Below are 10,242 nucleotides of genomic sequence, written 5' to 3' on the forward strand. Positions count from 1 at the left end.
CGCGTCGGGATCGTGGGCGCGGACCTGATCGGCGCGGAGGTCGCGGCGTCGGCGGTGTCGCTGGGCTGCGAGGTCACCATCCTCGACCCGGCCGCGCCGCCGCTCGCGCCGGTCGTCGGCCCCGAGATCGCGGCCGTGCTGCACGCGCAGCACGAGCGGCACGGGGTCCGCGTCCTGGCCAACGGCGTGCGCGCCGTCGAGGACCAGGGCGACCGCGTGCGGCTGCACCACGACGGCGGCGTCGTCACGTGCGACGTCGTGGTGGTGGGCATCGGGATCGAGCTGGACCTGTCCCTCGCTGTCGACGCCGGGCTGGCCACCGACGGTGGGGTGCTGGTGGACGACGCGCAGCGCACGTCGAACCCGCACGTGTTCGCCGCGGGCGACGTGGCGCGCCGGACCGGGCAGCGGCGGACCGAGCACTGGGACGCCGCGCGCCGGGAGGGCCGTGCGGCGGGACGCGGCCTGCTGGGCCTGCCCGCGCCGGAACCGGGCGCGCCGTGGTTCTGGTCCGACCGCTACGCCACCCGCCTGGAGTGCGTCGGCGAGTTCACCGGCGCCGACGAGACCGTCGTGCGGGGCGACCTCCACGGCGACTTCACCGCGATCGCGCTGCGCGGTGGCCGGCTCGCGGGCGCCGTCGCGGTGAACCGCGCGGCCGACATCACCGCCCTGCGCCGGATCGTCGGGCAGCCGCTCGACGCCGACCGGCTGCGCGACGGGTCCGCGGACCTGCGCGCGCTCGCCCGCGCCGGGCAACGACGACAAGGAGCAACGACATGACATCGACGACACCGATGTCCACGCAGGCCGCCGCGGCCGTCGCCGAGTTGCGCGGCAAGCTGAACGGCGACGTGCTCGTGGCCTCGGACACCGCCTACGACAGCGCGCGTCGGGTGTGGAACGGCGCGACCGACCGGTTCCCGGCGGTCATCGTGCGCGCTGCCAACGAGTCGGACGTGGTGCACGCCGTGCGCACCGCCCGGGAGCGCGGGCTGACGCTGTCGGTGCGCGGCGGCGGGCACGACTGGGCCGGGCGCGCGGTGCGCGACGGCGGCCTGGTGATCGACCTGACCCGGATGCGGGACGTCACCGTCGACCCGTACGCGTCCACCATGGACGCCCAGGGCGGCGTCACGGCGGGCGCGGCGGGTTCGGCGGCCGACCGGCACGGGCTGACCGCCGTGGTCGGCACCGTGAAGGCGGTCGGCGTGACCGGTCTGACGCTGGGCGGCGGGTACGGCCTGCTGCTCGGCAAGCACGGCCTCGCGCTGGACAACCTGCTCAGCGCGCGCGTGGTCCTCGCCGACGGCCGCGCCGTGACGGCGAGCGCCACCGAGAACCCCGACCTGTTCTGGGGTCTGCGGGGCGGCGGCGGCAACTTCGGCGTGGTGACCAGGTCGACGTTCCGGGTGCACCCGCTGCGCAGCATGATGTCCGGCATGGTCCTGTTCGGACTGGACCAGGCGCGGTCCGTGCTGCGCGGCTACCGCGAGCTGACCGCGGCGGCGCCCGACGAGATGACCGTGATGACCGGGTTCTTCTGCGGTCCGGACGGGCAGGCGCTGCTGTACCTGCTGCCCGCGTGGAGCGGCGACCCGGCGCGGGGCGAGCGGTGGGCGAGCCGGCTCACCTCGCTCGGTGAGCCGGTGTCCGCGCAGCTGGGGACGATGTCGCCGTTCCAGGTGCTCGGGCTGCTGGACGCGGTGGTGGTCGACGGGCGGCACACCGTGGCGGCGAACCGGCAGCTCCCGGAGATCAGCGACGACGCGGCCGAGGTGCTGGTGTCCGCGGCGGCCCGGATCACGTCGCCGTACTCGGGCATCTTCGTGCACCACTTCCACGGTGCGGCGGCCCGCGTGCCGACCGCGGCGACCGCGTTCGGCCTGCGACGGGAGCACAACCTGGTCGAGGTCGTCGGCACCTGGGAGGCGGGCGAGGACGGCACGGCGCACCGGGCGTGGGTGGACGACCTGTCCCGCGACCTCGCGCCCCACTCGCTGCCCGGCGGGTACCCGAACCTGCTCGCGCCGGAGGACACCGAGCGGGTGCGGATCGCGTACGGGCCGAACGCGTCCCGGCTGTTCGCGCTGAAGCGGCAGTACGACCCGGAGAACGTCTTCAGTGCGGTGCCGACCCTGTTCTGACGGCACCGTGGGCGCTCGGCGACCGAAGGGCCTTCCCCGGCGGGAGGCCCTTCCGGCGTTGCCCTGTCGCGTGGCTGGTGGGCACGCGGTGATCCGGTTGGCGGTCGGCCAGGCGGCGGACAGGCACGCGGTGCACGGGCGCGCGGTCGGGGACGCGGCGATCGGTCCCGCAGAGGCCGGGCCGGCGGCTGTTGGGTGCGGCGTGGTGACCGGGCCGGCGGTTCGGCGCGGCGGGGCGGCTGTTGGGTGCACCGCGGGTGTGGTCGAGGTTGTTCGGGCAGCACGAAGTCGCCCCGGCGACCGTCCACACCGGAGCGCGCGGCGGCGGGCGGGGTCAGGCCGGGGGCAGGATCGCCTCCGCCAGCGCCCGCGCCTGGCGTGCCGGGCCGTGGATGCCCAGCGCCTGGGACGACGCGTTCACGCCCTCGATCACGAGCACCAGCTGGTCGGCCATCACCGCCGGGTCGGCGATCGGCGACGTCCGGGCCAGTTCCGCGGTCAGCTCGCCGATCCGCTCCCGCACCCACGTCTTCGCCATCACGGCGTGCCGGTGGGCGGGCAACTTCCGGTCCGGGAACTCGGCGAGGGTCATCATGAACGTGCAGCCGCGGCACCGATCGGGCTGGATGTGCTCGGCCAGGGCGTCGAACACGGCCAGGATCTTCGCCCGCGGACCGGGCCCGGCGGCGTCGACGGCGGCGGTGAACCACGACCTGGTCAGCTCGTCGGCGCGCTCCACGTAGGCCGCGATGAGCTCGTCCTTGTTGGCGAACAACCGGTACAGCGTGGTGGGAGCCACCCCCGCGGCCGCGGCGACCTTGTCGACGCCCGTGGCGCGGATGCCGTGCCAGTAGAAGAGCTCGTGCGCCACCTGCAAGACGTGCTCACGGGTTTCGGCGGAGGTACGCAGCATCTCGAACACCCCCTTGCTTGGTTGATCCGACTGTATTACGGTTGGCCGCGCAATGCTAGGGATCGTTCCCTTACAACCGACGAAGTAGTCGGCCGGGGCCGCAGGTGGACGTCCGACGACGGAGCGGGCCGGAAGCCGGACGTCGGACCCAGAAGTTGAATCCGAGGAAGGTAGACATGAGTGCAGACCTGCGACCTGGCCTGAGCCAGTCGCGAACCAACCTGGCGCTGGCCGCCCTGTTCCTCGGCGCGTTCGTGATGGGCAGCGCCGAGCTCATCGTGGTCGGCATCCTGAACCTCATCGCCGGCGACATGAACGTCTCGATCGGCACCGCGGGCAGCCTGGTGACCAGCTACGCGCTGGGCATCTCGATCGGTGGCCCGATCCTCACCGCCGTCACGATCAAGTTCGCCCGCAAGCAGCTGCTGCAGATCTCGCTCGCGGCCTACATCCTCGGCAACGTCCTCGCCGTGGTCGCCACGAGCTTCGGCCTGCTGCTGTTCGCCCGCGTTCTCACGGGCTCGCTGCACGGCCTGTTCATCGGCGTCGCGTTCGCGGTCGGCGTCGGCATGATGCCGCCCGAGAAGATGGGCAAGGCGATCTCGTTCATCTTCGGCGGCGTCGCGGTGTCCACCGCGCTCGGCGTGCCGCTCGGCACCCTGATCGGCCAGAACTGGGGCTGGGAGGCCTCGTTCGTCGCGATCATCCTCACCGGCGTCGCGACCCTGGTGCTGGCGCTGACGGTGATCCCGTCGGTCCCGAACTCGGGTGTCGGCGGCTTCGGCGCGCAGGCCAAGCACGCCCTGGCGCCGAAGGTCCTGGCGGTGCTCGGCCTCGGCTTCCTGATCATGGGCGGCCAGTTCGCCGGCCTGACCTACCTCCAGCCGTTCCTGGCCGACATCACCGGCATCTCCGGCAGCACGATCGCGATCTTCCTGCTGGTGTACGGCATCGCGAACGCGGTCGGCACGTTCCTGGGCGGCGCGGCGGCGGACAAGAACGCCAGCGCCACCATCGTGATCGGCGGCATCGTCCTGGTGCTCACCATCGGCGCCCTGTACTTCGCGGGCTCCAACCCGGTGGTGGCCGCGATCGCGCTGTTCGCCTGGGGCATCGTCGGCTTCGGCATCGTCCCGTCGATCCAGTACCGCGTGGTCAGCCTCGCGGGCCCCGGCCGTGACTTCGCGGCGACCCTCCCGGCGTCCGCGGTCACCGCGGGCATCGCGGTCGGCGCCCTGGCCGGCGGCTGGGCCGTCGCGAGTGGCTCCACCGGCCCGATGCTGATCGCGCTGATCGTCTGCGCGGTCGGCGTGCTGGCCGCCTGGGCGACCAGCTTCCTCAAGCCCACGCCCGAGGCGGCCCAGGACGACCCCGCCGCGGCGCCCGCGGTGGTGGAGGAGAAGGCCGCGACCAGCTAGTCCGGTCGCTCTCCACCACGGGCGAGGCAGCGGCACCCCCCCGACCGCTGCCTCGCCCCACCGCGTTCACCACCAAGTCGCACCACCGAAGGCTTTGGAGCCAGGCATCATGCGCATCGGAGCGGTCTTCCCGCAGATCGAGATCGGCGACGACCCGGCCGACATCCGCGGCTGGGCGCAGTCCGTCGAGGAGATCGGCTACACCCACGCACTCGCGTTCGACCACGTGCTGGGCGCCGACGTGGCCACCCGCCCGGGGTGGCGCGCCTACACCAGCGAGACCGCGTTCCACGAGGTGTTCGTCCTGTTCGGCTACCTGGCCGCGGTCACCACCACGTTAGAGCTCATGACCGGCGTGCTCGTGCTGCCCCAGCGGCAGACCGCCCTGGTCGCCAAGCAGGCCGCCGAGGTCGACATCCTCAGCGGCGGACGGCTGCGGCTCGGCGTCGGCGTCGGCTGGAACCACGTCGAGTACGAGGCGCTGAACGAGTCCTTCACCAACCGCGGCGCGCGCAGCGCCGAGCAGGTCGAGGTGATGCGGCTGCTGTGGGCCAACCCCTCGGTGAACTTCGAGGGCAAGTGGCACCGCATCGACCACGCGGGCATCAAGCCGCGTCCCGCGTCCGGCCGCATCCCGGTCTGGTTCGGCGGCAACGCCGAGCAGGTGCTGCGGCGCGCCGGGCGGATCGGTGACGGGTGGCTGCCCCAGCGCGCTCCCGACGCCATCTCGGCCGCGATGGTCGAGCGGGTCCGCGAGCACGCGCGGAAAGCCGGACGTGACGCGTCCGAGGTCGGGTTCGAGCCGCGGCTGGTCCTGGCCGAGGTGCCCGAGCGGCAGTGGGCGGCGTTCGCCGAGGGCTGGCGGCAGCTGGGCGCCACGCACCTGTGCGTGAGCACGATGGGGCTCGGGCTGAAGTCGGCCGGCGAGCACGTGTCCGTGCTGCGCGACGTGCTGAAGATCCTGCAGTGAACGTGCGGAAGGGGCCTCCCGGCGAGGAGGCCCCTTCCGTGTGACGACTATCGGGCGCTCCGGTGTGGACGGTCACCGGGGCGCTGTCGGCGTGCCCGCACGACGTGGCCGCGAGGCCCGAGGGGAGGTCCCGCCCACGAGCGGGCGGGACCTCCGGGCGGACGGGTCAGGAGCGGACGTTCAGCGCCGTGTGGTCAGGGCACCAGGCGCAGCAGGGCTTCGGCGTCGGCGGGGCCGACCGGCTTGTTGAACACCGGGGTGCCGTACTCCTGCCGACGGCTCTCCGCCAGCGTGCCGGTGTCGACCGGGGCGAACCCGAACTGCTCGGCCAGCGCGAACACCGCGGCCTTCGCCTCCGGGTCGTCGCCGGCCACCGGGATCGCCAGCCGCTCGGCCGCGGGGCGGTCGGGCCTGCCCTCGTCACGCAGCCTGCGGTACCAGATGGTGTTGAACGCCTTGACGATCCGGGCGCCGGGCAGGATCTCCGCGAGCATCTGGCCGGACGTGGTCTCACCGCGGTCGAGCTGCGGGTACCGGCCGTCGCGGTAGATGTCGTAGTTGCCCGCGTCGACCACGATCCGACCCGTGAACGGTTCCGCGGGCAGCTCGGGGTACCGGTTGAACGGGATGGCGAGGAACACCACCTCGCCCGCCTGCGCGGCGTCCGCCACCGTGCCGGCCTTGGCGCCCGGCCCCAGTGGTGCGATCAGCTTCTCCAACGTCTCCGGCCCGCGCGAGTTCGCGATCACGATGTCGTGTCCGTTGCGGACGAGTTGCACCGCGAGCGCGCCGCCGATCTCGCCGGCGCCGACGATCCCAATAGTCATGATCAGTTCAGCTCCACCGGTTCCCCGGATATTCCCGATCCGCCACCGTTTTCACCCGGTCGTGACCGACGTCCGCGTGGCCCGGCGGGCCCGGCGGCGCGGCCGCAGCGAGATCCACTCCGCGATGATCAGGTGCACCACCAGACCGCCCCAGATGCCCGCCGAGTACGCCTCGGTGAACGTCCAGCGCGCGTCTGCGGGGTAGGTGTCCGGGGCGAGCATCTGGATGCCGAAGAAGTTCGCCATGAACATCAGCCGCGCGGTGATGATGCTGGTGGTCAGCGCGACGTTGCGCACCATCCAGCGCCGGTGGTCGTCGTAGCGGCCCTGCAGCGCGGCCCGGAACCCGACGTAGGTCGTGAACAGCCAGAGCACGCCGAGGGTGAACAGCGCCATGCGCAGCGACTGGCCCGCGCTGACGAACACGGCGGTCGGGATGGCGAGGATTCCGGACGGGATCACGCCGCCGAAGTAGTAGACGAGGCCGATGCGCCGGTGCACCTTCGGCCGGCTGTTGCGCAGCCACGGCCACACCTGGAACGGTGCCGTCACCATGGCCACCGACCCGAAGATGACGTGCAGCGCCAGCAGCGGGTACTGCAGCGGCACTTCCGGCCGCGGCGGCAGCGCCGTCGACTGGGACACGTCGAAACCGATGAACCTGACGAAGCTGTAAATTCCGAATGCGATGGAGTACAACCCGAAGAGAACCACCCACCACTGACTCCGCCAGGCTGACGGCGTCTTTCTCGCGGGTGTTTCGGGAACTGCGGGACCGGGCCGCTCCTCGTCGACTGCGGTCATCGGACACCTCCGGTTGGCGCTGGCCGCCGGACGGTGTCCCGGCGGCGGATCGTGAATTGCGAACGAATCGTTCGTGCTTGCCCGCCGCTGGGCAGCGTCGGGCCGGACGGCCGAGGGGAGCCGTCCGGCCCGGCGTCGATCAGTGCTCGACGAGCGTGTAGCTGCCCGGCTGCACCGTCGACAGGTCGATGGCGGCCAGGAAGTCCTGCGTCTCGGGCGCGCCGTAGAACGCCGAGATGACGGCCTGGGCGGCCTCCGGGCTCGCCCAGGTGACGATGATCAGCCACTCGCCGTCCTGGCTGATCGCGGACTGGCGCGACACGAAGCCGGTCTTCGGCTCCATGTACTCGCGCTGCATCCGGATGTTGATCTCACGGAACTTCGCCTCGTCGAAGCCCTCGACCAAGCGGAACCTGATGGTCTCGACAATAGCCATTCGCAGCCGCACCCCATTACTTGTGAGAGTGTTCGGACATCGCCGAGAACGTTACCGATGGATCCTCGGAAACCCCACGGGCACGCCGGCGGGCAACGGCACTACGTGAGTTCCGCCGATACGGCACGTAGTAGCCTGCGATAAGCTCCGCGCCGGTTTGAACGGCACATGGCGAATTATCCTCGACTTCCACGCGGCATTTCGGGTGCCACCTGGTAGCAACGAGGAGTGGACATGGATCTGCATCTTTCGGGCAAGGTCGTGGTGGTGACGGGAGCGAGCCGCGGCATCGGGCTGGCCGTCACCGAGGCCCTGGCCGGCGAGGGCGCGCTGGTGGTCACGGGTTCCCGCACGATCACCCCGGCCCTCCAGGCCGTCGTCGACGCCTCGGGCGGGAAGGTCCGCGCGGTCCGCGTCGACCTCTCCACCCAGGCCGAGGCGGACCGGCTGGTCGGCGAGGCGGTGTCGGCGTTCGGCGCCGTCGACGTGCTGGTCAACAACGTCGGTGGCGTGCAGCCCCGGATGGGCGGCTTCCTCGCCATCACCGACGAGCAGTGGGAGTGGGGCCTCGACGTCAACCTGATGGTCGCGGTGCGGTCGACCCGCGCCGCGCTCCCCCACATGGTGGGCAGGGGTTCCGGCAACATCGTGAACGTCAGCACGGTGATGTCGTTCCTGGCCGACCCCGACGTGTACGACTACACGGCGGGCAAGGCGGCGCTGAGCAACTTCGCCAAGGCGCTGTCCAAGGAGGTCGGCCCGAAGGGCGTCCGGGTCAACACGGTGAGCCCCGGCCCGGTCGAGACCGAGCTGTGGACCCGCGAGGACGGCATCGCGCCCGCGGTCGTGCGCGCGGTCGGCATCGACCAGGACGACTTCCTCAAGGAGATGGCGAGCCGGATGGTGACCGGCCGGTTCACCAAGGCGGAGGAGGTCGCCGACGTCGTGCTGTTCCTGGCGAGCGACCGCGCCGCCAACGTGCACGGGTCGGACTTCTTCATCGACGGCGGCATGATCACCACGATGTGAGCCCGTCACGGCGACGACGGACGGCGCCCTCGACCGAGGGCCCCGTCCGTCGTCGCGGACGTGGAACCAGTCGGCGCGGGCGGCGGCGCGGGCCACCCACACCGACCGGCGCATCAGGCGACCGCGACTTCGGCGGTCAACGCCTCCAGGGCGGCCTTGGCGATCGGCTCGTCCTCGCCGGCCTGACCGCCGGAGACGCCGATGGCGCCGACGAGGACGCCGTCGACCACGATCGGGACGCCGCCGGGGATGACCGCGACACCGGGCTGGCTGGAGAGGCCGGCGAGCAGGGTCGGGTTGCCGGACAGGAACTGGCCCAGGCCCGCGGTGTCGAAGCCGAGGCCCGCGGAGGTGACGGCCTTGCTGGTGGCGATCGAGCCGGCCAGGAAGGACGCGCCGTCCATGCGCGCGGACGCCTTGGTGTTGCCGCCCGCGTCGACGACGGACACGGCCACGGCCACGTTCAGCTGCTCGGCGTGCTCCAGCGCGGCGTCCAGCAGGCGGCGGGCGTCACGGAGGGACAGTGCTGCGTTGCTCAAGCTCTTGCTCCTACTCGACCAGGGGTACTGACGAGCGGCAGCTTAACGTTAGGGAACCATCCCTAACAAGTGGGCGCGTCGACGCGGTGCAGCCCCAGCATGGTGATGTCGTCGTGCTGCTCGGCGTCGCCGACGTGCCGCCGCAGCGCGTCGTCCACGACGTCCAGCAGGTCCTCCGCGGTGCGCCGGGGCGTGAGGGCGGCCAGCATCGCGGCCCAGCCGAACTGCCCGCCGTCCGCGTCGCGCGCCTCCACCACCCCGTCCGTGTAGACGAACAGCGAGTCCCCGGGGTTGAGGTGCGCGCGGCCGAGGGTGTACTCGCTGTCGGCGAACATCCCGATCGCGGGCCCGGTGGGCGGCAACGGGGTGCGGGTGCCGTCGGCGCGGACCACGACCGGCGGGTTGTGGCCGCAGTTGATGTAGACCAGCCCTCCCGACAACGGGTCCAGCACGCCGAAGAACACCGTGGCGAAGTAGCCCTGGCGCAGGTGGTTGCGGGCCAGGTAGCGGTTGGTGTCCCCGACGGCCTGGACCAGCGGCCCGGCGCCGAACGTCAGCCGCGGCGACAACCGCGAGCAGCCGTCGGACATCCTGGTCGCGGGCGTGTTCTCCGCGTTGTGCCGCAACAGGGTCCGGATCAGCGCCATGAACAGGGCGGCGCCGAACCCCTTGTCGCAGACGTCCGCGACGACGAACCCCAGCCGGCGGCCGTCGAGCAGCTCGAAGCCGTCGTAGAAGTCGCCGGCGACCATGCGGGCCGGCCGGAAGCGGGCGGCGAACTCCCAGCCGGGTGGCTTCGGCAGCACGTCCGGCAGGAAGCCCGCCTGCACGTCGTGCGCGACCGACAGGTCCCGCTCGTACTCGCGCACGGTGGCCTCGACCGCCAGCCGCTCCCCCGTCACCGTCAACCGGCTGCGCTCCCACGACGACGTCAGCCGGCTGCGCAGCAGCACCGGCGAGTACGGCGGGGTCACGTAGTCGAAGCCGGCGCGGACGCACGCCTCCAGCGCCGCCAGGTCGCCGTCGGCGAACACGAGCGTGCTGTGGTCCGCGCTGGCCTCGGCGAGGCGCCGGCCCAGCAGCGACACGCTGGGCAGGCCCAGCGACGCCGCGAGCAGCACCACGTCCGGCCGGTCGACGACCCCCGGCTGCTGCGCGA

General features: G+C 72.2%; 11 protein-coding genes. 5 read left to right on the forward strand and 6 right to left on the reverse strand.

Features of this window, described 5'->3' with window-relative positions:
* Both ACFQ3T_RS30405 and ACFQ3T_RS30410 read left to right on the forward strand, forming a co-directional pair.
* Nucleotides 1–783 (forward strand): FAD-dependent oxidoreductase (locus ACFQ3T_RS30405; RefSeq protein ID WP_380728493.1); only part of this gene is annotated, 783 nt, incomplete at its 5' end.
* The gene (locus ACFQ3T_RS30410) at nt 780–2,147 is read left to right on the forward strand and encodes an FAD-binding oxidoreductase (RefSeq protein WP_380728494.1); all 1,368 of its coding nucleotides are present in this window, start codon (nt 780–782) and stop codon (nt 2,145–2,147) included. The genes ACFQ3T_RS30405 and ACFQ3T_RS30410, both read left to right, overlap by 4 nt.
* Nucleotides 2,148–2,481: 334 nt before the next feature.
* On the opposite strand, the gene ACFQ3T_RS30415 is transcribed toward ACFQ3T_RS30410, so the two are convergent.
* Nucleotides 2,482–3,060: a TetR/AcrR family transcriptional regulator gene (locus ACFQ3T_RS30415; RefSeq protein WP_380728496.1), complete on the reverse strand. Its 579-nt coding sequence runs from the start codon at nt 3,058–3,060 to the stop codon at nt 2,482–2,484.
* Nucleotides 3,061–3,236: 176 nt separating this feature from the next.
* Here ACFQ3T_RS30415 and ACFQ3T_RS30420 point away from each other — a divergent pair, with 176 nt between their 5' ends.
* Both ACFQ3T_RS30420 and ACFQ3T_RS30425 read left to right on the forward strand, forming a co-directional pair.
* Nucleotides 3,237–4,478: an MFS transporter gene (locus tag ACFQ3T_RS30420; RefSeq protein ID WP_380728498.1), complete on the forward strand. Its 1,242-nt coding sequence runs from the start codon at nt 3,237–3,239 to the stop codon at nt 4,476–4,478.
* Between the two features lie 109 nt (nt 4,479–4,587).
* On the forward strand, nt 4,588–5,448 hold the full coding sequence (locus ACFQ3T_RS30425; protein ID WP_380728499.1) for an LLM class F420-dependent oxidoreductase: 861 nt from the start codon (nt 4,588–4,590) through the stop codon (nt 5,446–5,448).
* 194 nt (nt 5,449–5,642) lie between these two features.
* Here ACFQ3T_RS30425 and ACFQ3T_RS30430 read toward each other — a convergent pair whose 3' ends face one another.
* The 3 genes from ACFQ3T_RS30430 to ACFQ3T_RS30440 form a co-directional block, all read right to left on the reverse strand.
* Complete coding sequence (locus ACFQ3T_RS30430) at nt 5,643–6,275, reverse strand: NADPH-dependent F420 reductase (protein ID WP_380728501.1); 633 nt, start codon at nt 6,273–6,275, stop codon at nt 5,643–5,645.
* A 51-nt stretch (nt 6,276–6,326) separates the two neighbouring features.
* Nucleotides 6,327–6,920 carry a DUF2306 domain-containing protein gene (locus ACFQ3T_RS30435; protein WP_380728503.1) on the reverse strand — a complete coding sequence of 198 codons (594 nt, stop codon included), beginning with the start codon at nt 6,918–6,920 and terminating at the stop codon, nt 6,327–6,329.
* 298 nt (nt 6,921–7,218) lie between these two features.
* Nucleotides 7,219–7,515: a hypothetical protein gene (locus ACFQ3T_RS30440; protein WP_380728505.1), complete on the reverse strand. Its 297-nt coding sequence runs from the start codon at nt 7,513–7,515 to the stop codon at nt 7,219–7,221.
* 234 nt (nt 7,516–7,749) lie between these two features.
* Here ACFQ3T_RS30440 and ACFQ3T_RS30445 point away from each other — a divergent pair, with 234 nt between their 5' ends.
* Entirely contained in the window at nt 7,750–8,544 is a 795-nt protein-coding gene (locus ACFQ3T_RS30445) for an SDR family NAD(P)-dependent oxidoreductase (RefSeq protein ID WP_380728507.1), read from the forward strand.
* A 113-nt stretch (nt 8,545–8,657) separates the two neighbouring features.
* Here ACFQ3T_RS30445 and ACFQ3T_RS30450 read toward each other — a convergent pair whose 3' ends face one another.
* Complete coding sequence (locus ACFQ3T_RS30450; RefSeq protein WP_380728509.1) at nt 8,658–9,083, reverse strand: GlcG/HbpS family heme-binding protein; 426 nt, start codon at nt 9,081–9,083, stop codon at nt 8,658–8,660.
* Nucleotides 9,084–9,145: 62 nt separating this feature from the next.
* Nucleotides 9,146–10,242: PP2C family protein-serine/threonine phosphatase (locus ACFQ3T_RS30455; protein WP_380728511.1), on the reverse strand; the 1,097-nt coding region annotated here is incomplete at its 5' end.

It is taken from the genome of Saccharothrix hoggarensis (assembly GCF_042678885.1).
In the GTDB taxonomy this organism is placed as follows: domain Bacteria; phylum Actinomycetota; class Actinomycetes; order Mycobacteriales; family Pseudonocardiaceae; genus Actinosynnema; species Actinosynnema hoggarensis.

Bases quoted from the DNA above. Each gene is read 5' to 3' on its own strand.
- ACFQ3T_RS30410 (WP_380728494.1), top strand. From the start codon at position 780: ATGACATCGACGACACCGATGTCCACGCAGGCCGCCGCGGCCGTCGCC.
- ACFQ3T_RS30415 (WP_380728496.1), bottom strand. From the start codon at position 3,060: ATGCTGCGTACCTCCGCCGAAACCCGTGAGCACGTCTTGCAGGTGGCG.
- ACFQ3T_RS30420 (WP_380728498.1), top strand. From the start codon at position 3,237: ATGAGTGCAGACCTGCGACCTGGCCTGAGCCAGTCGCGAACCAACCTG.
- ACFQ3T_RS30425 (WP_380728499.1), top strand. From the start codon at position 4,588: ATGCGCATCGGAGCGGTCTTCCCGCAGATCGAGATCGGCGACGACCCG.
- ACFQ3T_RS30430 (WP_380728501.1), bottom strand. From the start codon at position 6,275: ATGACTATTGGGATCGTCGGCGCCGGCGAGATCGGCGGCGCGCTCGCG.
- ACFQ3T_RS30440 (WP_380728505.1), bottom strand. From the start codon at position 7,515: ATGGCTATTGTCGAGACCATCAGGTTCCGCTTGGTCGAGGGCTTCGAC.
- ACFQ3T_RS30445 (WP_380728507.1), top strand. From the start codon at position 7,750: ATGGATCTGCATCTTTCGGGCAAGGTCGTGGTGGTGACGGGAGCGAGC.